Genomic DNA, 22095 nt, shown 5'->3' on the forward strand with positions numbered 1-22095 from the left:
TTTCCACCCACCTGACCCGGGAGCAGAATGTCCACGCCCGAAACACCGCATCCGCTGGATGAATCCGCCATCGACCATGCTGTGCAGCAGGCCGTCGACGCCTTCGCCGCAGCCCGCGACCTCGACGAGCTCAAGGCCGCTCGGCTCGCGCACACCGGAGACAAGGCACCCCTGGTGCTGGCCAACCGGGCGATCGGATCGCTGGAGAAGACCGAGAAGGCAGCCGCGGGCAAGCTGCTCGGCGGCGCTCGCGGGACGATGCAGAAGGCCCTCGCCGCGCGCACCGAGGTGCTCGAGGTCGAGCACGCGGAGCGGATCCTGGTGGAGGAGACCGTCGACGTCACCGCAGCTCACCGTCGTCGTCCCCTGGGTGCCCGGCACCCGCTCTCGGTGCTGCAGGAGCGGGTCTCGGACGTCTTCATCGCCATGGGCTGGGAGATCGCCGAGGGCCCCGAGGTGGAATCCGAGTGGTTCAACTTCGATGCGCTGAACATCGCGCCGGACCACCCATCCAGAGAGATGCAGGACACCTTCTTCGTGGAGCCCCCCGAGGCCCACCTGGTGCTGCGCACCCACACCTCCCCGGTGCAGATCCGGTCGCTGCTGAGCCGCGAGCTGCCGGTCTACGTGCTCTGCCCCGGCAAGACCTTCCGCACCGACGAGCTCGATGCCACCCACACCCCGGTGTTCCACCAGTTCGAGGGCCTCGCCGTGGACAAGGGCCTCACCATGGCCGATCTCAAAGGCACCCTGGAGCACTTCGCCCGGCAGATGTTCGGCCCCGACGCCGCCATCCGGCTGCGCCCGAGCTACTTCCCCTTCACCGAACCCTCCGCGGAGCTCGACGTCTGGCACGCGCAGGCCAAGGGCGGCCCGCGCTGGGTCGAATGGGGCGGCTGCGGCATGATGAACCCCGCCGTGCTGCGCGCCGCCGGGGTGGACCCGGAGGAGTACACCGGCTTCGCCTTCGGCATGGGCATCGAGCGCACCCTGATGTTCCGCAACGGCGTCCCCGACATGCGCGACATGATCGAAGGCGACATCCGCTTCAGCCAGCACTTCGGAATGGAGGTCTGAGACATGCGCATTCCGCTTTCTTGGATACGTGAATACACCCGGTTCCCCGCGTCGGGCACCGCCGAGGACCTGATGGCCGAGCTGGTCAAGGTCGGGCTCGAGGAGGAGGACGTACACCGTCCCACCGATGAGCTGAGCGGCCCGATAGTCGTCGGCGAGGTGCTGGAGAAGATCCCCGAACCCCAGTCCAACGGCAAGACCATCAACTGGTGCCAGGTTCGCGTGGTCCCCGAGGGGGCCGCCCAGACCCTGACCCACGAGGGCATCGACCCCTCGGGCGTCCAGGGCGTCGTCTGCGGCGCGCACAACTTCGAGGTCGGCGACAAGGTCGTGGTGACCCTCCCCGGAGCGGTGCTCCCCGGCGATTTCCGGATCGCCGCGCGCAAGACCTACGGCCACGTCTCCGCCGGCATGATCGCCTCGGTGCGCGAACTCGGCATCGGCGAGGACCACGACGGGATCCTGGTGCTCTCCACCCTCGGGCTCGACCCGGAGCCGGGCACCGACGCCATGGAGCTGCTGGGCCTCTACGACTCCGCCGCGGAGATCAACGTGACCCCCGACCGGGGCTACGCCTTCTCGCTGCGCGGGATCGCCCGCGAGTACTCCCACGCCACCGGCTCGCCGTTCATCGACCCCGCTGCCCAGATCAGCACGGGGAAGATCAACACCGACGACGACGACGCCGCCGCCCGTCCCGGTCACGAGGTCACGCTCACCGATCACACCCCCATCTACGGGGTGGACGGCTGCAGCCGCTTCGTCACGCACAAGGTCACCGGGATCAACCCGGAGGCTCCCACCCCGCCGTGGATGGCCTCCCGGCTGCGCCTGGCCGGAATGCGGTCGATCAGCATCGCCGTGGACGTCTCCAACTACGTGATGCTCGAACTGGGACAGCCCAACCACTGCTACGACGCGGCCAAGCTCGACGGCGGCATCGAGGTCCGCCGCGCCGCGCCCGGCGAGAAGCTCACCACCCTGGACGAGAAGGTCCGCACCCTCAACGCCGAGGACCTGGTGATCACGGATCAGTCCGGCCCCATCGGGATCGCCGGCGTGATGGGCGGAGCCCGCACCGAAGTGGACGCCACCACCTCCACCGTCATCGTCGAAGCCGCGCACTTCGACCCGATCAGCATCAGCCGCAGCAAGCGCCGGCACAAGCTGCCCTCGGAGGCGTCGAAGCGCTTCGAACGCGGCGTGGACCCGCTGCTGCCCCCGCTCGCCGCGCAGCGCGTGGTGGACCTGCTGGTGCAGCTCGCCGGCGGCACCGACACCCGTGAGGTCACCGATGCGGGCGCCCCCGAGCTGCCGCAGCCCATCCGCCTGGACCCGGCCCTGCCGGAGAGGCTGACCGGGGTGCCCTACACCCAGGAGCAGATCAGCTCCACCCTCGGCGCCATCGGCGCCGAGCTCCGCCAGGAGGGGGAGCACCTGCTGGTGACCCCGCCGAGCTGGCGACCAGACCTGACCATCCCCGCCGCCCTGGTGGAGGAGATCGCCAGGCTCGTCGGCTATGACCAGATCCCCTCCCGGCTTCCGGTGCCGCCGGCCGGCCGCGGACTCACCACCTCCCAGCAGCGCCGACGCGGCGTCTACGCCGGGATGGCCGCCGCAGGGTTCACCGAGGTGCTCAGCTACCCCTTCTACTCCGAGGCCGCCAACACCCGCTTCGGGCAGGCCGAGGACACCGGGAAGCCGATGCCCATGCTGCGCCTGGCGAACCCGATCGCCAGCCAGCACCCGGCGCTGCGCACCACCGTGCTTCCCGGGCTGCTCGAGGCGCTGCGCCGCAACGTCTCCCGCGGCTTCACCGACGTCGCCCTCTTCGAAGCCGGAGCGGTCTTCCACCCGAAGTCCCAGCTCGGCTCCGCCGCCACCCCTGACCTGGGGGTCTACCCGGGCGAAGAGGTGCTGGCAGAGCTCGACGCCGGCATCCCCGATCAGCCGCTGCACATCGCGGCCGCGCTCAGCGGCGCCGAGGCGGCCGAGCTGCCTGGTGTGCCGGGGCGCCGTCGTGATTGGGCAGACGCGGTGGACGCCGCGCAGAAGGTCGCTGACCTGCTGCGCGTGCAGCTCGAGGTGGTGCAGGGCCAGCATCAGGCCTTCCACCCCGGCCGCACCGCCGAGATCCGGTTCAACGGAGAGCGCGTCGGCCATGCCGGTGAGCTGCACCCGAAGGTCATCGAGGAGCTGGACCTGCCCGCCCGCACCTCGGTGATGGAGCTCGACCTCTCCGCGCTGATCAACGGCTCCCCGGCACAGATCAGCGCCGAGCCGATCTCCACCTTCCCGCCCACCACCCAGGACGTGTCGCTGATCGTGGCTCACGCGCTTCCGGCCGCCGAGCTCGAGGCCACCCTGACCGAGGGTGCAGGCGAGCTGCTGGAGAACATCGAGCTCTTCGACGTGTACTCCGGTGAGCACATCGAGGCTGGACACAAGTCGCTGGCCTTCGCACTGCGCTTCCGCGCCGAGGACCGCACGCTCACCGCCGAGGAGGCCTCCGAGGCTCGCGCCGGCGCCGTCGCACTGGCGCAGCAGCGCCACAGTGCTGTTCAGAGATAGCAGCGCCGTCCAGCGGCAGCCACAGGCGGTTCGTTCCTGATGGCGCAGATGGTCCGGCAGGCGCTCAGTCTGCCGGGCCATCTCGCTGTGGAGCACCCGAGCCTGGTCCGTCGAGCCACTGGCCGCGGTGCATCACCTCGCGCACCGTCCACGCCTGATCCAGCAGCACCAGGTCCGCACGTCCACCGGGGAGCAGCCTGCCGACGTCGTCGATCCCGATCATCTCTGCGGGGTTGGCGGTGGCGGCCATCAGCGCCTGGGCCGAGGTGATCCCGGCGTTCAGGATGCTGCGGCGCACCGCCTCGGCGAGTGTCACGGCCGAACCCGCGATCGCGCCCAGCGTCCCGTCGGGCTCCACGAGCCGGGCGACGCCGCGCGCGACGTCCACAATCGCAGCGCCCAGGGCGTAGCGGCCCTCCGGTGCGGCAGCGCCGGCCATCGCGTCGGACACCAGGACCAGCCGCCGGGACCCGCCGTTGCGGGCCGCCGAGTGCCAGACATAGCGGACCATCTCCGGGTCCAGGTGCACCCCATCGTGGATCAGCTCCAAGAAGGCCGTGGGGTCTTCGAGCAGCGCCAGCGCCGGGCCGGGGTCGCGGTGATGCAGCCCCGACATCGCGTTGAACAGATGAGTCGCGGCGCTCGCCCCGGCGGTCAGGGCGGCCCGGGTCTGCGCGCCGTCGGCTCCGGTGTGCCCGATTCCCACGGTCCACCCTGCGGCCCGCAGTCGGGCAGCGGCCCCGGTGGCGCCGGGCAGCTCGGGCGCGAGGGTCACGTATCTGATCAGATCCGCCGCAGCGTGCTCAAGCACCGCCGAGACGGCCGCGGGCGTCGGATCGCTGAGCATGGACGCCTCATGGGCGCCACGGTGGGCGATGCTCAGCCACGGCCCCTCCAGATGGACCCCGGCCAGCTCGTCAGCCTCCACCAGAGGGCGCAGCTGCTCCGCCTGGTCCAGCAGCGTCGGGATCGGCGCACTGACCAGGGAGGCGAGCATGGTGGTGGAGCCCCGCCGGCGGTGCGCCGCCAGGACCGTCCGCGCAGCCCCAGCGCCCTCGGTGAAGGCCGAGCCGCCGCCGCCGTGGGCGTGGACGTCGACGAACCCGGGTGCCAGCACCTGGTCGGTGAGGTGCAGATCCGGGCGCGCAGGAGGGTGGCCGTGGCCGGCGTCGAGGATTCTCCCCTCGGCCAGGCGCAGCCAGTACGGCCCGATGGACCCCTCCGGGGTCAGCGCCGCCTCGGCGAAGAGCAGCCGGGTCACCGAAGGATTCCCGGGATCAGCACGGTGAGCGCCGCTTATGGCTTCAGCAGCAGCTTGCCGGTGGTCCGGCGGTTCTCCAGGTCATCGTGCGCCCGGCCCGCCTCGGCGAGCGGGTAGCTGGCGCCGATGCTGAGCTTCAGATCGCCGCTGGTCAGTGCGCGGAAGAGTTCTGCGTAGCGCCAGGTGCGCTCCTCGGCGTTGCGCAGGTACCAGTGCGTGGCCGGACGGGTGACGTAGAGCCCGCCGCGGCGGTTGAGCTCCTGCGGATCCAGCGGGGGCACCTGGCCGGAGGCGCCGCCGTAGAGCACGAACATCCCGCGGATCGCCAGGGAGTCCAAGGACCCGAGGTAGGTGTCCTTGCCGACGCCGTCGAAGACGGCGGCCACACCCTCGCCCTTGGTGATCTCGCGAACCCGCTCGGCGAAGTTCTCATAGCCCATCACGTAGTCCGCTCCGGCGGCCTGAGCGATCTGGGCCTTCTCCTCGGTCGAGCAGGTGGTGATCACCCGTGCGCCCTTGGCCTTGAGCAGCTGGGTCAGGATCTGGCCCACCCCTCCGGCACCGGCGTGGGTCAGCACGGTCTCCCCGGGGGAGACCCGGTAGGTGGAGTTGACCAGGTAGTGGGCGGTGATGCCCTGCAGCGGCAGAGCCGCCGCCTGCTCATCGGTGACCTCATCCGGGACGCGCACGGCCTTGCCTGCATCGACCAAGAAGTGCGAGGCGTAGGTGCCGGTGGAGGCCTCCAGGGTGGTGATCCGCTGCCCGACGGAGAGTGACTCCACGCCCTCGCCGACGGCGAGGACACGGCCGGCGCCTTCGGTGCCAGGGGTGAAGGGATACTCCACCGGATACACACCGCTGCGCTGGTAGGTCTCGATGAAGTTGACCCCTGCTGCGGCAGTCTCCACCAGCACCTGGTTCGGTCCAGGCTCAGGCAGCGGCACCTGAGCCTCGACGAGCACCTCGGGGCCCCCTGCCTGCTCGGCATGCACCACTCGTGCTCTGTCGGGCAGATCTTCTGGGAAAACGCTCTGTTCATTCATGGCGGCAAGCGTACCCAACGCAGGCCCGGAGCGGCGAAGTCGGCGGGCCCGACTTATGCATAAATATTGGAGATGACGCATATATCTGCCTAGACTGCTGGGCATGACCTATTCGATCGCTGTCTCCGGAGCCTCAGGCTACGCCGGGGGAGAAGTCCTGCGGCTGCTGGCCGGCCACCCCGAGGTGGAGATCGGCGCAGTCACCGCACACTCGAGTGCGGGGGAGCGGCTGGGAGCGGTGCAGCCGCACCTGGTCACGCTGGCGGACCGGGTGCTCATCGACACCACCGCGGAGAATCTCGCCGGACACGACGTCGTCTTCCTGGCCCTGCCGCACGGCGCCTCGGCGGAGATCGCCGCCCAGCTCGGCGAGGACACCATCGTGATCGACGCCGCCGCTGACCACCGGCTGGAATCGGCTGCCGCCTGGGAGAAGTTCTACGGCTCCGCCCATCAGGGGACCTGGCCCTACGGGCTGCCCGAGCTGCCCGGACAGCGGGCCAAGCTCGCCGGCGCCCGGCGCATCGCGGTGCCCGGCTGCTACCCCACCACCATCATGCTCGGCCTCGCCCCGGCCCTGGCCGCCGGACTTCTCCAGCCCGATGACATCGTGATCGTCGCGGCCACCGGCAGCTCCGGTGCAGGCAAGGCGCTCAAACTACACCTGCTCAGCGCCGAGGTCATCGGCGGGATGAGCCCCTACGGTGTCGGCGGGGTGCACCGGCACACCCCGGAGATCGAGCAGGGCCTCGGCCACGCGGCCGGTGTTGAAGTCCAGGTCTCCTTCACCCCCACCCTGGCCCCGATGGCCCGCGGCATCCTGGCCACCTCCACCGCGAAGCTCGCCCCCGGCACCACCGAGGCCGCGCTGCGCGCGGCCTACCGCGAGCACTACGACGGCGAGGCCTTCGTCCACCTGCTGCCCGAGGGCCAGTGGCCAGCCACCAAACAGGTGGTGGGCTCCAACCACGTGACGCTGCAGCTGGCGGTGGACGAACACGCCGGGCGCGCCGTCGTCGTCTCGGCCGCGGACAACCTGACCAAGGGCACCGCCGGCGGCGCCGTGCAGTCCATGAACATCGCCCTGGGTCTCCCCGAGACCACCGGGCTCAACCTGCTGGGAGTCTCCCCATGAGTGTCACCGCCGCGACAGGATTCAGCGCCGCAGGCGTCGCCGCCGGGCTGAAGTCCGTCGATGCCCAGGGCGACCCGCCGCGCGACGTCGCGCTGGTGCTCAACCACGGGCCGGACAAGCACGCCGCGGCGGTGTTCACCACCAACCGGGTGGCCGCCGCACCGGTGCTCTGGTCCCAGCAGGCCATCGCCGACGGTCGCGCCGACGCCGTGGTGCTGAACTCCGGCGGCGCCAATGCCTGTACCGGGGCACCGGGCTTCGCCGACACCCACCAGACCGCCGAGGTGGTGGCCGAGAAGCTCCAGGCCACCGGGGCGGACATCTCCGCCGGAGACGTGTTGGTCTGCTCCACCGGACTCATCGGGGTGCGCCTGGACATGCCCGCACTGCTGGGCGGGATCGACGCCGCGGTGGCCCAGCTCGAAACCGCCGACGCCGCCGGGCAGCGGGCGGCGCAGGCGATCATGACCACCGACTCGGTCATGAAGATCTCCACGGCTTCCGCCGCGGACTTCACCGTGGGCGGGATGGCCAAGGGTGCTGGCATGCTCGCCCCCGGAATGGCCACCATGCTCTCGGTGGTCACCACCGACGCCGTCATCGCCCAGCCGGACCTCGACGCGGCGCTGCGCGAAGCGGTCCGGCTCAGCTTCAACCGTGCGGACTCCGATGGCTGCATGTCCACCAATGACACGGTGATCGCCATGGCCTCCGGCGCGCACCCGCAGGCAGACCCCTCCGGGGTGGACCTGGCAGAGTTCCAGGCCGCGCTGAACCAGGTGTGCCAGGACCTCGCGACCCAGCTCATCGCCGACGCCGAGGGCGCCCACCACGAGATCGCGATCACCACGATCAACGCCGCCACCGAGGAGCAGGCCGAGACCGCCGGGCGCTCCGTGGCCCGCTCCAACCTCTTCAAGACCGCGATCTTCGGACAGGACCCCAACTGGGGCCGGATCCTCTCCGCGGTCGGCACCACCGACGTGGACTTCGACCCCTCCACCATCGACGTCAGCGTCAACGGCGTGTGGATCTGCCGCGCCGGCGGGATCGGCGACGACCGGGAGCTGGTGGACCTGAGCGGCCGCCACGTGAAGGTGGTCATCGATCTGAAGGCCGGTCCGGCCGAGGCGACGATCCTCACCAACGACCTGACCCATGACTATGTGCATGAGAACTCTGCCTACTCCAGCTGAAGAAGGACCCCGATGACCTCCAGCATGAAACCGCGCGACGCCGGGAGCCTGAGCTCCGCCGGTGAGAAGGCCTCCGTCCTGGTCGAGGCGCTGCCCTGGATCCAGAAGTTCGCCGGAGAGACCATCGTGATCAAGTACGGCGGCAACGCCATGATCAACGACGAGCTCCGCCGCGCCTTCGCCGAGGACGTGGTCTTCCTGCGCCACGTCGGGGTCAACCCGGTGGTGGTGCACGGGGGAGGCCCGCAGATCAACGCGATGCTGGAGACCCTCGGCATCGAGTCCGAGTTCCGCGCCGGGCAGCGGGTCACCACCCCCGAAGCCATGGACGTGGTCCGGATGGTGCTCACCGGGCAGGTCGGGCGCGAGCTCATCGGACTGATCAACAGCCACGGCCCCTACGCGGTGGGCCTCTCCGGCGAGGACGCCGCGCTGCTGCGCGCCACCCGCACCACCGTGGAGATCGACGGCGAGACCGTGGACCTCGGCCTCGTCGGCGAGGTCAGCGGGGTCAACCCCGATGCGATCACCGACCTGCTCGCCGCCGGGCGGATCCCGGTGATCTCGACCATCGCCCCTGAGTTCGACTCCACCGCCGCCGACGCCGCTCCCACCGGCGAGGTGCTCAACGTCAACGCCGATCTCGCGGCGGCCGCCGTCGCCTCGGCGCTCGGTGCGGCCAAGCTGGTGATGCTCACCGATGTGGAGGGCCTCTACGCCAACTGGCCGGACAAGTCCTCGCTGATCTCCTCACTCAGCGCCACCGACCTGCGTGCCATGCTGCCCAGCCTGGAATCGGGGATGATCCCGAAGATGACAGCGGCGCTGAAGGCCGTGGAGGCCGGCGTCCCACGTGCCCACGTGGTCGATGGCCGGGCGCCGCATTCGATGCTCCTGGAGATCGTCACCACCGAGGGCGTCGGCACCCAGATCGTTCCCGACGGGGAGGCCCTATGAGCCAGCAGAACACGCCCGAGCCGAACACCGCTGACCTCAGCACCGCCGATCTCAGCAGCGCCGACCTCAACAGCGCCGCGCTCGCCGTCGAGGACGGTGATCAGCTGCTGGCCCGGTACACCGAGTCGCTGCTCGGGGTCTTCGGGACCCCGCAGCGGGTGCTGGTCCGCGGCTCAGGCGCCACCGTCTTCGACGCCGACGGCCGGGAGTACCTCGACCTGCTCGGCGGCATCGCGGTCAACGCCCTGGGCCACGCCCACCCGCTGATCACCAGCGTGGTCTCCGCCCAGCTGAGCACCCTGGGGCACATCTCGAACTTCTTCACCAGCCCCACCCAGATCGCGCTCGCCGAGAAGCTGCGGCACCTCGCCCAGGCACCCGCCGGCTCCAAGGCGTTCTTCACCAACTCCGGCGCCGAGGCCAACGAGGCCGCGTTCAAACTGGCACGCCGCCATGGCGGCAGCGAACGGCCCCGGATCATCGCCCTGGAGCACGGCTTCCACGGACGCACCATGGGTGCGCTGGCGATGACCCACAAGCCCAGCTATCGCGAACCCTTCGAGCCCCTGCCCGGCGGAGTCGAATGGGTCCCGGCCGGAGACGCCGAGGCGCTTCGCGCGGCGGTGGATGAGACCGTGGCCGCCGTGATCATCGAACCCGTCCAGGGCGAGGCCGGAGTCCACGGCCACCCGGCCGGATACCTGGAGGCGGCACGCGAGATCACCCGCGCCGCCGGGGCGCTGCTGATCTTCGACGAGGTGCAGACCGGCATCGGCCGCACCGGCTCCTGGTTCGCCTCCGCACCGGCAGATTCGACCCCGGTGCTCCCGGACGCGATGACCCTGGCCAAGGGCCTCGGCGGCGGGTTCCCGATCGGGGCGATGCTCACCTTCGGGGAACACCCCAGCTCGCTGCTGAACCCCGGCCAGCACGGCACCACCTTCGGCGGAAACCCCGCCGCCACCGCGGCCGCCCTGGCCACCCTGCACGTCATCGAGTCCACCGACCTGCTCCGCCATGTCCGGGAGGTCAGCGCCTACACGGCCAGCCGGCTCGCCGCGCTGGACTTCGTCACCGAAGTGCGCGCACACGGGCTGCTGATCGGATTCGACCTCGCGGCCGCACCGGGTGAGACGCTGGCCCCCGCGATGGTCGCCGCGGCCCTGGAGGCCGGGTTCATCATCAACGCCACCGGCCCTTCGACGCTGCGCCTGGCCCCGCCGCTGATCATCACCGCGGAGCAGATCCAGCTGTTCATCGACGCCCTTCCCGAGATCCACCGCAGGAGCACCTCATGACCGTCCGTCACTTCCTCACCGACCTGGACCTCAGCCCCGTCGAGCTGGACCAGGTGCTGACCCTCGCCGGACATATGAAGGCCAACCCCTATGCGATCAAGGCACTGGCCGGCCCGCAGACGGCCGCGGTGTTCTTCGACAAGACCTCCACCCGGACCCGCTTCTCCTTCGTCGCCGGGATCTCCGCGCTCGGCGGCGCCCCGCTGGTGGTGAACCCCGGCGAGTCCCAGCTCGGGCACAAGGAGACCATCGCCGACACCGCCCGGGTGCTCGACCGCATGGTCAGCCTGATCATCTGGCGCACCTACGCCCAGTCAGGCCTGGAGGAGATGGCCCAGCACAGCGCGGTCCCGGTCATCAACGCGCTCTCCGACGACTACCATCCCTGCCAGCTGCTCGCCGATCTGCTGACCCTGCGCGAACACCTCGGCACCACCCAGGGCCGCTCCCTGGCCTACCTGGGAGACGCGGCGAACAACATGGCGAACTCCTACCTGCTCGCCGGGGTCAACGCCGGCATGGACGTGCGAATCGCCGGCCCCGAAGGCTTCCTGCCCGAGCAGCACATCATCGACGCCGCACAGGCCCGCGCCGCGCAGACCGGCGGCAAGGTGCTGATCACCACCGATCCGGTCCAGGCGCTGGACGGCGCCGACGCGGTGGCCACCGACACCTGGGTCTCCATGGGGCAGGAGGAGGAGAAGCAGCAGCGGCTCCAGCTCTTCGGGGACTACCGGGTCGACGCCGCCGCCATGGCCCACGCCGCGCCGGGCGCCGTCGTCCTGCACTGTCTCCCGGCCTACCGCGGGGTGGAGATCAGCGCCGAGGTCATCGACGGGCCGCAATCGGTGGTCTGGGACGAGGCGGAGAACCGGCTGCACGCGCAGAAGGCGCTGATGGCCTGGCTGCTGGTGCGCTCCGGGCTGGCCGACGAACAGACCGCGGAACTGGTCCGCGCGGGGGAGCGCTGAGATGTCGCCGACCACCAAGACCGCCCGGCACGCGAAGATCCGCGAGCTGATCTCGCGCTCCCAGGTCCGCTCTCAGGCCGAGCTCGCCGAACGCCTCGCTGACGCCGGCGTCACGGTCACGCAGGGGACGCTCTCGCGTGACCTGGTCGAGATCGGAGCCGCCCGGGTGCGCGGAGTCCAGGGCGGGCTGATCTACGCGGTGCCCTCCGACGGCCACGACCGTGAGCTGCAGGCCGACCAGACCGAGGCGACGACGACGGCGCGGCTGATCGCGCTGTGCAAGGACCTCTTGGTCTCTGCCGAGCCCAGCGCGAACCTGGTCATCCTGCGCACCCCTCCCGGAGCGGCGCAGTTCCTGGCCAGCGCGGTGGACCACGCCGGGATCCCGGAGGTCCTGGGGTGCATCGCCGGAGACGACACGATCATGGTGGTCACCACCGAGCCGGACGGGGGAGCGGCGGTCGCGCGGCGCTTCACCGGCTTCGCCGAGGGCCGCAGCTGAGGCAGCCTCGGGCGGAGGCGCAGCGCCGGTCGGCGGCACAGGGGCCCCTCGGCTGCTCGGCCTGAGAGGGGCGACTCAGCGCTGGTGGCTGTCCAGGATGGCGCGCATCGAGTCCAGGCCGAAGATCTCGGCCACCGCGTAGGCGCTCTGCCGCCCCAGGCGGGGGTCTGAGCCGGCGTCGAGCAGCGCCTTCGTGGCCGGTACGTTCTGTCGGAACACCGCGCAGCCCAGAGCGGTCTGACCTTGATCGTTGATCCGGTCCACATCTGCGCCGCGGGCCAGGAGGCCTTCGGCCTGCTCGGTGTGGTCGTTGTAGACGGAGAGGATGAGCAGCGTGTCACCCTTCTCGTTGCTCAGGTTCACCGGCAGGCCGCGATCCACGAGGTCAAGCAGCTCCTCGGTCTTGCCCGCCCGGGCGACGCCGAACATCGAGGCCAGGAACTCCATCTGCTCCTCGGTCAGCTCAGGCGCCCCGCCGGTGGAAGGCTGCTGGTTCGCCGGGAGATCGGCCGAGTGCTGGGAGTCCTGTGACATGGCCGCAAGTCTATCTGAGACAGGGCCGGCGACCTGATCCGCTGGGGGCGCGGAGAGGATAACCTGACGGGGACCCCGAACCTCACCGACACGTTTATGCAGACCTGCGAATAATTATGTAGGCTGTCGTCGAGCCAAAGTTCCGTTCCCCAAGGAGATTCGTTGTGACTGATCGTATTGTTCTCGCCTATTCCGGCGGCCTCGACACCTCTGTGGCCATCGGCTGGATCGCCGAAGCCACAGGCCAGGAGGTCGTCGCCGTCGCCGTCGACGTCGGCCAGGGCGGTGAATCACTGGAGACGGTGCGTCAGCGCGCCCTGGACTGCGGCGCCGTGGAGGCCTATGTCGCCGACGCCCGTGACGAGTTCGCCGATCAGTACTGCATGCCCACGCTGAAGGCCAACGGCCTCTACATGGACTCCTACCCGCTGGTCTCCGCGATCTCTCGTCCGGTGATCACCAAGCACCTGGTCGCCGCCGCCCAGCAGTTCGGCGCCACCACGGTGGCCCACGGCTGCACCGGCAAGGGCAACGACCAGGTCCGCTTCGAGGTCGGCATCCAGACCCTGGGCCCGGAGCTCAAGTGCATCGCCCCGGTCCGCGACCTCGCCCTGACCCGCGAGCTGGCCATCGAATACGCCGAGAAGCACAACCTGCCGATCGAGACCACCAAGAAGAACCCCTTCTCGATCGACCAGAACGTCTGGGGCCGCGCCGTGGAGACCGGCTTCCTGGAAGACATCTGGAACGGACCCACCAAGGACGTCTACGAGTACACCGAGGACCCCTCCTTCCCGCCCTCAGCCGACGTCGTCACCATCACCTTCGACCAGGGCGTCCCGGTGGCCCTCGACGGACAGACCGTGACCGCGCTCGAGGCCATCGAGCAGCTCAACCGCCGCGCCGGTGCGCAGGGCGTGGGCCGGATCGACATCGTCGAGGACCGCCTGGTGGGGATCAAGTCCCGCGAGATCTACGAGGCCCCCGGCGCGATGGCGCTGATCGCCGCGCACCGCGAGCTCGAGAACATCACCCTGGAGCGCGAGCAGGCCCGGTTCAAGAAGACGGTGGACCAGCGCTGGACCGAGCTGGTCTATGACGGCCAGTGGTTCTCCCCGCTCAAGCGCAACCTCGACGCCTTCATCGACGAGACCCAGAAGTACGTCTCCGGCGAGATCCGGCTCGAGCTGCACGGCGGCCGCGCCACCGTGCAGGGCCGCCGCTCCGAGACCAGCCTGTATGACTTCAACCTGGCCACCTACGACGCCGGCGACGCCTTCGATCAGTCCAGCGCCCGCGGATTCATCGACATCTTCGGCCTGTCCTCCAAGGTGGCCTCCCAGCGCGAGCAGCGCATCCACGGCAAGCCGGACTTCTCCGGCCTCGGCAACCTGGACCGCTGAGCATGAACCCGGAGAGCACCAAGCACGGCACCAACGAGGGCGCGCTCTGGGGCGGAAGGTTCGCCTCAGGGCCGGCAGATGCGCTGGCCGCGCTGAGCAAGTCCACGCACTTCGACTTCCGGCTGGCCCGCTATGACATCGCCGGATCCCGCGCGCACGCCAGGGTGCTGCACCGCACCGGTCTGCTTGATGACGTCGAGCTGCACGGGATGCTTTCTGCCCTCGACCAGCTCGAGGCCGACGTGCTCTCCGGGGACTTCACTCCGGCGCAGAGCGACGAAGACGTGCACGGGGCGCTGGAGCGCGGACTGCTTGCCCGCGCCGGCGAGGACCTGGGCGGGAAGCTGCGCGCCGGACGCTCGCGCAACGACCAGATCGCCACCATGGGGCGGATGTTCCTGCGTGATCATGCCCGGGTCATCGGCGCCGGGGTGCTCGGCACCATCGAGGCGCTGATCACTCAGGCCGAGGCCCACCCGAATGCGCCGATGCCGGGCCGGACGCATCTGCAGCATGCGCAGCCGGTGCTGCTGAGTCACCACCTGTTGGCCCACGCCTGGGCGCTGCTGCGTGATCTGCAGCGGATCGTGGACTGGGACCGGCGGGCGGCCACCTCGCCCTACGGCTCCGGCGCCCTGGCCGGATCCTCGCTGGGTCTGGACCCGCAGCGCGTGGCCGAGGAGCTCGGCTTCGGCCAGGCGGCCTGGAACTCCATCGACGGCACCGCGGCGCGCGATGTCTACGCGGAGTTCTCCTGGGTCAGCGCCATGATCGGCGTGGATCTCTCCCGGATCAGCGAGGAGATCATCTTCTGGGCCACCAAGGAGGCCGGCTTCGTCACCCTCGATGATGCCTTCTCCACCGGCAGCTCGATCATGCCGCAGAAGAAGAACCCCGACGTGGCCGAGCTCGCCCGCGGCAAGTCCGGTCGCCTCATCGGTGACCTGACCGGGCTGCTGGCCACGCTCAAGGGCCTGCCGCTGGCCTATAACCGGGACCTGCAGGAGGACAAGGAGCCGCTCTTCGACGCGGTGGACACCCTGGAGCTGCTGCTTCCGGCGGTCTCCGGGATGATCGCCACCCTGGTCTTCCACACCGACCGGATGGCCGAGCTGGCCCCGCGCGGCTTCGCACTCGCCACCGACATCGCCGAATGGCTGGTCCGCCAGGGCGTGCCCTTCCGAGTGGCACATGAGCTCTCCGGCGAAGCCGTCCGGGTGGCTGAAGCGCGCGACGTCGAACTCTGGGACCTCACCGACGAAGAGCTCAGCGGCATCTCTGTCCAGCTGACTCCGGCGGTGCGTGAGGTGCTGACCACCTTCGGATCGCTGAACTCACGATCCTCCCGCGGCGGCACGGCGCCGTCAGCGGTGGCCGAGCAGCTCGAGGAGCTCACGCTGCAGCTGAGCCCGATCAAGGAGTTCATCCGCTCCGCGGGCAGCAATGTCGGTCCAGACAGCGTCAGCTGAGCTGTTCGCTGAACCGGGCGCTGGAGTGAACCCCACATGACCCAGGCCGCTTCGAGGCGGCGCAGAGCCGTCCCGGCCGTCCTGGCCGGGGCGGCTCTGCTTGCGCTCACCGGATGCGCCGAGCCTCGGCAGGCCCCGGGCCTGGAGTACCCCAGCGCCCCCGCTCAGCGGCTCCCCGAAGCGGCCGCGCCCGCCGAGGCCCCCGCGCCCGGGCAGCCATGGGCCCCCATCGCCGGGCTCGCCGACGAGCAGTGGCTCGAGGCGGTGGCGGACCGCACCGGCATCCCGCAGCGCGCCCTCGCCGCCTACACCGGAGCGGCCCTGCTGGTGGAGCAGACCCGACCCGAATGCGGACTGGGCTGGAACACCCTGGCCGGCATCGGGCAGGTCGAATCCCAGCACGGCACCTACGCGGACGCCCAGGTTCAGCCAGACGGTCAGGTCGCCCCCGCCATCATCGGCATCCCGCTGGACGGATCCCCGGGCCTGGCCGAGATCCCCGACACCGACGGCGGCGCACTGGACGGGGACGCCGAGTGGGACCGGGCGGTGGGGCCGATGCAGTTCATCCCGGCCACCTGGGAGCTCTACGCCCAGGACGGCTCACGCAGCGGAGCCTCAGATCCGCATCAGTTCGACGACGCCGCGCTCACCGCCGCCGTCTACCTGTGCGAGAGCGGGGAAGACCTGACCAGTGACGAGGGCTGGGTGGACGCCGTCGTCGCCTATAACCAGTCGATGGAGTACGTCAACGACGTCGCCGCCCACGCCCAGGACTATGTCAGCCCTGACGGGCCTTCAGCCGCGGATTCTTCTTATTGATCACGTAGGTGCGCCCCCGGCGTCGCACCACCTGTGATCCCGGCTTGTTCTTCAATGCACGCAGTGAATTGCGGACCTTCATTATGACCTCCTAGTGAGAATGAGTAGCATTAGCGTTAACAATACTCGAAGGGAGTCGGCGATGACGATGTCAGGCGAGGTGCCAGCTGTGCAGGTGGTCGCGGTGATGGGGGCCTGCGGTCCTGAGCGGAAGGACTTCGCCGCAGCACTGGCCCAGCGGCGCGGCGCCGTGCTGCTGCAGGCTGATCGCCTCGCGACGGATGAGACGGCGCTGGATTCTGCGCTGCGGCTGCTGCGGCTCGTGCCCGACAGGCCCGAGCTGGTGGTCGAGTATCCACTGGCCAGCGCCATCACCGAGGTCATCGGCTCGCTGACGGCGTCAGACGGGCTGAGCGGTCTGGACCGTGACCACAGGCCGCAGCCCCAGCTCACCGAGGTCATCTGTGTCGTGGATGCCGCTCACCTGCTCGACGACCTCGCATCCGATGACTACGTGGTGCTCGAGGCTGACCAGCACGGGAGGCACCCGGGGGAGCTGGCCTACGTCTGCCGCGCCGAAGTCATCGTCAAGCAGATCGAATATGCCTCCACGGTCATGATGGTGAACTGGCGCCTGATCGACCCGGGTGAGCTGGCCATTCTGGTGGCGCTGGTGGCCCACCTGAGTCCGCACGCGCAGGTGCGGTTCAGCGGAGATCCTGGGGCTCGGACTCTGCGTTCGAAGGTGCCCGGCTATTCGGGGGAGGAGTCCCGTGCCGGTTGGACCTGCCTCTTGAACGGCGACTTCCAGCCACGCCATCGGCACGCCCGCGTCTCGGCCTTCCGCTACGAACAGCTCCGCCCCTTCCACCCCGGCCGCCTCAAACAGCTGTTGGATCTGCGCGTCGAGGTCGAGGAGTTCGGCCGCGTGATCCGCTCCGCAGGATTCGCCCGGCTCGCCACCCGAGGCCACATCACCGCGCAGTGGGAGCACATCGGGCAGATCATCTCGCTGGCTCCGCTGGCCTTCGATCATCAGCTCGAGGACCCCGAGGAGATGCTCGCCTTCGGTCAGGACATCGCCTTCATCGGGATGGACCTCGACGCCGAAGGACTCACAGCGGCCTTGGACGAGGCCACGCTCACCGATGTCGAGCTCACCGACGGTCCGCAGCTCTGGCGCACCTTCAGCGACCCCTTCCCGGTCTGGGAGTCGGTCACCGAGGCCGAAGACTGAGCCGAGCACCAGCCCGGGACCAGGTCTGCCATCATGGGCAGATGGACTCTGCGCGACTGAACGCCCTCTTCGACGCCCACGCCACCGAGCTGGCTCCGGCGCTGCTGGGCTGTGAGCTCACCGTGCTGACGGAGGGCGGGTCCGTGCGGGTGCGGCTGACGGAGGTCGAGGCCTACGGGGACCAGGGCGAGGATCCTGGCGCGCACAGCTACAACGGCAAGACCGCTCGCAATGCGGCGCTCTTCGGACCTCCCCGGCACACCTACGTCTACCTCAACTACGGGATCCACCGCTGCCTGAACTTCGCCTGCGCCGACGAGGGCACCGCGGGAGGCGTGCTGCTGCGCGCCGGCGAGGTCCTTGCCGGCCGTGAGCTGGCGATCGAGCGCCGCGGCGGCCGCGACACCGGAGCGAAGCTGCTCTCAGGGCCCGGCCGGCTGGGCCAGGGACTGGGCATCACCCTGCCGATGGACGCGCTGCCCGTGCACCTGAGGAACTCCGCCGCCAGCGCTGACCCCGCACGGTTCACCCTGACCCCGCCCGCCGAGCCGGTGAACCCCGAGCAGATCCGCAGCGGCGCGCGCGTCGGAGTCTCCGGAGCCGGCGGCAGCATCGGCTATCCCTGGCGCTACTGGCTCGACGCCGACCCCACGGTCTCGGCCTACCGCCCCGGACGCAATGTTCCTGCGGAGGTCAGCCCCTGACCCGGCTGGAATCTCGACAGATTCGGTTCAGCGGAATAGAGGTATGCTTGGTGGTCAGCAAATTCGCGACGGAGAGCTGCGCTGCTTGATGAGTGATTCACAGTCCTCGGCCACGGCCGAGATCATGCCTGAAGACAACGACGTTCCGGTGCCCGGCCTCGAAGCCGGAGTGGAGGAGGAGCGCGAGTACGTCGGCGTGCTCTACTCCCGGCTCGATGAGCTCCGCGCGGAGAAAGAGGTCCAGCTCGCCAAGGTGCGCCGGGTCGGCTCCAGCGGCACCATGCAGAACGCCTCCGAGCGCGACGCCTTCGCCGCGATGTACGAGGACCGGCTCGCGCAGCTCAATGCGGTCGACGATCGGCTGGTCTTCGGCCGCCTCGATCACGACTCGGGAGAGTGCCGCTATATCGGGCGCATCGGACTGACCTCCGCGAGTCACCAGCGGCTGATGCTGGACTGGCGCGCCCCCGAGGCCGGCGTCTTCTACCAGGCGACCGCCTTCGAACGCCAAGGCGTGCGCCGTCGTCGACATCTGATGCTCAAGCGCCGTGAGGTGCACGGGGTGGAGGACGACATCCTCGACGCGACCATGTTGGAGGAGGCCAGCCACAACCATGGCGACGGCGCCCTGCTGGCCGCGCTGACCGCACGACGCACCGGGCAGATGGGCGACATCGTCGCGACCATCCAGTCCGAGCAGGACCGCATCATCCGCGCCGAGCTGCCCGGCGTCATGGTGGTCCAGGGCGGACCCGGCACCGGCAAGACCGCCGTGGCGCTGCACCGTGCGGCCTACCTGCTCTACAGCCACCGCGACCGGCTGAAGTCCGCCGGCGTGCTGATCGTGGGCCCGAACTCCACCTTCATGTCCTATATCGACCGGGTGCTGCCCTCCCTGGGTGAGACCGGTGTGGTGCTGTCCTCCCTCTCAGAGCTCTTCCCCGGGGTGCGCGGCACCGAGGAGAGGGACTCGCGGGTCGAAGAGATCAAGGGACGCCTGGACTGGGTCCAGATCATCGACGCCGCCGTCACCCACCGCCAGCGCACCCTCCCGGATGTCCGCGACGTCACCGTCGACGGCACCCGCGTCGGGGTCACCCCGAAGATGGTCAATCGGGCCCTCGAGCGGGCCCGCGCCACCGGCAAGCCTTATAACGAGGCGCGCACCACCTTCGTCAAGGTTCTGGTCAAGGAGATCGCCGAGAAGCTCGAACGGATCATCGAGAAGCGCTCCGAGGGCAATGACGCCGACCGGTCCTACCTGCTCGAAGACGTCCGCAGCGCTCGCGACGTCCGGGTGCTGCTGAACCTGTGCTGGATGCCGCGCAGCCCGCAGGGACTGCTCGAAGATCTCTACGCCAAGCCGAAGTACCTGGCCGACGTCGCGCCCGAGCTCACCGCTGCGGAGCGGGACCTGCTGCAGCGCCAGCCCGGCAGCCCGTTCACGAGTGCAGATGTTCCGCTGCTGGATGAGGCCGCAGAGCTGCTGGGCACCCTGGATGAATCGGCCGGGCGCGAGGCCGCACGACAGAAGGCCGCTGCGGCGCGCTCGTTGGACAACGCCCAGCGCGCAGTGGAGAACGCCACCCCGCAGCTCGAGGAGATGGGCATCGAAGGGTTCCTCGACGCCCAGGCAGTGGTGGACATGAACGCCGAGTCCGGCCCCCGGCTGACCGCGGCCGAACGCGCCCAGGTGGACCGCAGCTGGACCTACGGCCACGTGGTGGTCGATGAGGCGCAGGAGCTCTCGCCGATGCAGTGGCACGTGCTGATGCGCCGCTGCCCGCTGAAGTCCTTCACCATCGTCGGTGACATCGCCCAGGGCTCCTCGCCGTCGGCCGCGTCGAGCTGGCAGGAGGCCATGGCGCCCTTCGTTGGAAAGCGGATGCGCGTGGAGGAGCTCACGGTCAACTACCGCACTCCCGGCACCATCGTGGAACTCGCCGAGCGGGTCGCCCAGGCCAATGGGCTCCAGACCACCTCGCTGCGCACCGTGCGCGAAGGTGACTACCCGCCGGTGATCGAGAAGGTCCAGGCCGATCAGCTCATCACCGCCGCCACCGCCGCGGTGCGCGCAGAACATGAGCGAGTGGGGGAGGGGCTCGTCGCGGCGATCGTGCCGCAGCGGCTGCTCGCCGCCGCCCGCCGCGCACTGGTGACCGAGTTCGGTCCACGCGTGGGTAGGGGTGCCGGTTCATTGACCGAGGACATCCTGGCACTCTCCGCCGACGAGGCCAAGGGCCTGGAGTTCGACGCCGTGGTGCTGATCGAGCCGGCAGAGATCCTTGAGGAGACCGCCGGACGGGTGGGCAGCCTCTACGTCGCCCTCACCCGACCCACCCATGCGCTGCACGTCCTGGCCGCCCGGGAACTCCCGGCCGGGTTCTGACCGATTCTGCCGGGTTCTGACGGACCAGGCCCGAGATGATTGGTAACGTACCTGCTGTGACCCAGATGAGCCTCGAATCCACGAACCCGGCGCTGGCCGCTCAGCGCAACGACGACAGCTTCGAGTCGCTCTGGCAGGAGCTGAACTGGCGGGGACTCGTCCATGTCTCCACCGATGCAGACGCGCTGGAGCAGGCGCTCTCGGGTGAGCCCATCGTCTATTACTGCGGCTTCGACCCCACGGCGGCCTCCCTGCACCTGGGCCACCTGGTGCAGCTTCTGACCATGCGCCGCATCCAGCTGGCAGGGCACAAGCCGCTGGCGCTGGTGGGCGGTTCCACCGGTCTGATCGGAGATCCGAGGCCGTCGAGCGAACGCACGCTGAACACCCCAGAGGTCGTCTCCGGCTGGGTGGATTCCCTGCAGCAGCAGATCAAGCACTACATCTCCTTCGACGGGGAGAGTGCGGCCACCATGGTGAACAACCTGGACTGGACCGAAGGTGTGAGCGCGATCGAGTTCCTGCGTGACATCGGGAAGTACTTCCGTGTGGGCACGATGATCAAGAAGGACATCGTGGCCAAGCGGCTGAACTCCGATGAGGGCATCTCCTACACCGAGTTCAGCTACCAGATCCTGCAGGGTTTCGACTACCTGCAGCTCTTCCGCCAGTACCACTGCACGCTGCAGTTCGGCGGCTCGGATCAGTGGGGCAACCTGACCTCCGGCACCGAGCTGGTCCGCCGCGCCGAAGGTGCCCAGGTGCACGCACTGGGCACACCTCTGATCACCAACTCCGACGGCACCAAGTTCGGCAAGTCCGAGGGCAACGCCATCTGGCTCGAGCCGCAGCTGTGCTCGCCCTATGCCTTCTACCAGTTCTGGCTCAACCAGTCCGACGCCGATGTGATCGACAGGCTCAAGGTCTTCACCTTCCGGACCCGGGAAGAGATCGCCGAGCTTGAGCGCTCGGTGCAGGATGCACCCTTCAAGCGAGAGGCCCAGCGAGCACTCGCCTGGGACGTGACCTCCCTGGTGCATGGCGAAGATGCCACAAGGAAGGTGATCGACGCTTCCGGTGCGATCTTCGGCAAGGGGGAGCTGACCCTGATCGATGAGCCCACCCTGCAGGCGGTGGCCTCCGAGCTTCCCCATGCACACGTGCCTGCCGGGGAAGCGACTGCAGTCCGACTGCTGGTGGACACCGGCCTGGTCAAGTCCAATGGAGAGGCACGTCGGGCGATCAGCGACGGCGGCGCCTACGTCAACAACGAGAAGATCACCGATGCCGATGCGCCGGTGGACGCCTCGATGTGGCTGCACGAGAAGTTCCTGCTGGTCCGGCGCGGCAAGAAGAACCTCGCGCTGGTCCATCGGGGATGAGTCCGGGTTCGATGTGAAAACCGCCAGGTCACGGGGATCCAGGGGTGTGATGCAGGTCGCACTGGTTTTGGTTTGCGGACTCGGCGGGGCGTGTGTAAAGTTCTATCTCGTGCTCAAGGGGGCACGGCGGGAAGCTGAGGCGGA

Annotated in this window: 19 protein-coding genes; 15 read left to right on the plus strand and 4 right to left on the minus strand. The window is 69.4% G+C overall.

Annotated elements, in window-relative coordinates; translation table 11 throughout:
- Positions 1-27 precede the first annotated feature (27 nt).
- Both pheS and pheT read left to right on the plus strand, forming a co-directional pair.
- A complete protein-coding gene (pheS, locus tag LTH93_RS12405; protein WP_241466278.1) occupies positions 28-1077 on the plus strand; it encodes a phenylalanine--tRNA ligase subunit alpha in 1050 nt (349 codons plus the stop codon).
- Positions 1078-1080: 3 nt separating this feature from the next.
- Positions 1081-3648, plus strand: a complete 2568-nt coding sequence (gene pheT, locus LTH93_RS12410) for a phenylalanine--tRNA ligase subunit beta (protein ID WP_241471132.1) — start codon at positions 1081-1083, stop codon at positions 3646-3648.
- 64 nt (positions 3649-3712) lie between these two features.
- On the opposite strand, the gene LTH93_RS12415 is transcribed toward pheT, so the two are convergent.
- Together LTH93_RS12415 and LTH93_RS12420 are read right to left on the minus strand one after the other, a co-directional pair.
- Entirely contained in the window at positions 3713-4909 is a 1197-nt protein-coding gene (locus tag LTH93_RS12415; RefSeq protein ID WP_241471133.1) for an N-acetylglucosamine-6-phosphate deacetylase, read from the minus strand.
- Between the two features lie 35 nt (positions 4910-4944).
- Positions 4945-5952: a quinone oxidoreductase family protein gene (locus LTH93_RS12420; RefSeq protein WP_241471134.1), complete on the minus strand. Its 1008-nt coding sequence runs from the start codon at positions 5950-5952 to the stop codon at positions 4945-4947.
- Positions 5953-6055: 103 nt separating this feature from the next.
- Between LTH93_RS12420 and argC the strand changes: the two genes are divergently transcribed.
- The 6 genes from argC to LTH93_RS12450 are packed head-to-tail and all read left to right on the plus strand — an operon-like array spanning position 6056 to position 12011.
- On the plus strand, positions 6056-7087 hold the full coding sequence (gene argC, locus LTH93_RS12425; RefSeq protein ID WP_241471135.1) for an N-acetyl-gamma-glutamyl-phosphate reductase: 1032 nt from the start codon (positions 6056-6058) through the stop codon (positions 7085-7087).
- Positions 7084-8283: a bifunctional glutamate N-acetyltransferase/amino-acid acetyltransferase ArgJ gene (argJ, locus tag LTH93_RS12430; protein ID WP_241471136.1), complete on the plus strand. Its 1200-nt coding sequence runs from the start codon at positions 7084-7086 to the stop codon at positions 8281-8283. Before argC ends, argJ begins: the two co-directional genes overlap by 4 nt.
- Before the next feature lie 12 nt (positions 8284-8295).
- Positions 8296-9240: an acetylglutamate kinase gene (argB, locus tag LTH93_RS12435; protein WP_241466284.1), complete on the plus strand. Its 945-nt coding sequence runs from the start codon at positions 8296-8298 to the stop codon at positions 9238-9240.
- Positions 9237-10538: an acetylornithine transaminase gene (locus tag LTH93_RS12440; protein WP_241471137.1), complete on the plus strand. Its 1302-nt coding sequence runs from the start codon at positions 9237-9239 to the stop codon at positions 10536-10538. Before argB ends, LTH93_RS12440 begins: the two co-directional genes overlap by 4 nt.
- Entirely contained in the window at positions 10535-11509 is a 975-nt protein-coding gene (argF, locus tag LTH93_RS12445; protein ID WP_241471138.1) for an ornithine carbamoyltransferase, read from the plus strand. Before LTH93_RS12440 ends, argF begins: the two co-directional genes overlap by 4 nt.
- A 1-nt stretch (position 11510) precedes the next feature.
- The gene (locus LTH93_RS12450) at positions 11511-12011 is read left to right on the plus strand and encodes an arginine repressor (protein WP_241466287.1); all 501 of its coding nucleotides are present in this window, start codon (positions 11511-11513) and stop codon (positions 12009-12011) included.
- 75 nt (positions 12012-12086) lie between these two features.
- Here the strand turns inward: LTH93_RS12450 and LTH93_RS12455 are convergent, their stop codons facing one another.
- Positions 12087-12545: an ankyrin repeat domain-containing protein gene (locus tag LTH93_RS12455; protein ID WP_241466288.1), complete on the minus strand. Its 459-nt coding sequence runs from the start codon at positions 12543-12545 to the stop codon at positions 12087-12089.
- Between the two features lie 164 nt (positions 12546-12709).
- Between LTH93_RS12455 and LTH93_RS12460 the strand changes: the two genes are divergently transcribed.
- Genes LTH93_RS12460 through LTH93_RS12470 form a run of 3 tightly spaced genes read left to right on the plus strand, consistent with a single transcriptional unit; the run spans position 12710 to position 16239 of the window.
- Positions 12710-13948, plus strand: a complete 1239-nt coding sequence (locus LTH93_RS12460) for an argininosuccinate synthase (protein WP_241466289.1) — start codon at positions 12710-12712, stop codon at positions 13946-13948.
- 2 nt (positions 13949-13950) lie between these two features.
- Entirely contained in the window at positions 13951-15417 is a 1467-nt protein-coding gene (gene argH / locus LTH93_RS12465; RefSeq protein WP_241471139.1) for an argininosuccinate lyase, read from the plus strand.
- 36 nt (positions 15418-15453) lie between these two features.
- A complete protein-coding gene (locus LTH93_RS12470) occupies positions 15454-16239 on the plus strand; it encodes a lytic transglycosylase domain-containing protein (protein WP_241471140.1) in 786 nt (261 codons plus the stop codon).
- Here LTH93_RS12470 and ykgO read toward each other — a convergent pair.
- Positions 16199-16321 (minus strand): type B 50S ribosomal protein L36, encoded by a 123-nt coding sequence (ykgO, locus tag LTH93_RS12475; RefSeq protein ID WP_084479720.1) that lies wholly within the window; start codon positions 16319-16321, stop codon positions 16199-16201. The two genes, LTH93_RS12470 and ykgO, sit on opposite strands and share 41 nt — an antisense overlap.
- 60 nt (positions 16322-16381) lie before the next feature.
- On the opposite strand from ykgO, the gene LTH93_RS12480 reads away from it, so the two are divergent.
- From LTH93_RS12480 to tyrS, 4 genes are all read left to right on the plus strand, one after another.
- Positions 16382-17476 carry a GTP-binding protein gene (locus LTH93_RS12480; protein ID WP_241471141.1) on the plus strand — a complete coding sequence of 365 codons (1095 nt, stop codon included), beginning with the start codon at positions 16382-16384 and terminating at the stop codon, positions 17474-17476.
- A 41-nt stretch (positions 17477-17517) separates the two neighbouring features.
- Positions 17518-18180 (plus strand): DNA-3-methyladenine glycosylase, encoded by a 663-nt coding sequence (locus tag LTH93_RS12485; RefSeq protein ID WP_241466293.1) that lies wholly within the window; start codon positions 17518-17520, stop codon positions 18178-18180.
- Positions 18181-18304: 124 nt separating this feature from the next.
- A complete protein-coding gene (locus LTH93_RS12490; RefSeq protein WP_241471143.1) occupies positions 18305-20569 on the plus strand; it encodes a HelD family protein in 2265 nt (754 codons plus the stop codon).
- 65 nt (positions 20570-20634) lie between these two features.
- A complete protein-coding gene (tyrS, locus tag LTH93_RS12495; RefSeq protein WP_241471144.1) occupies positions 20635-21951 on the plus strand; it encodes a tyrosine--tRNA ligase in 1317 nt (438 codons plus the stop codon).
- Positions 21952-22095 lie beyond the last annotated feature (144 nt).

Origin of the sequence: Nesterenkonia sp. DZ6, from assembly GCF_022565835.1 — a bacterium.
Lineage (GTDB): Bacteria > Actinomycetota > Actinomycetes > Actinomycetales > Micrococcaceae > Nesterenkonia.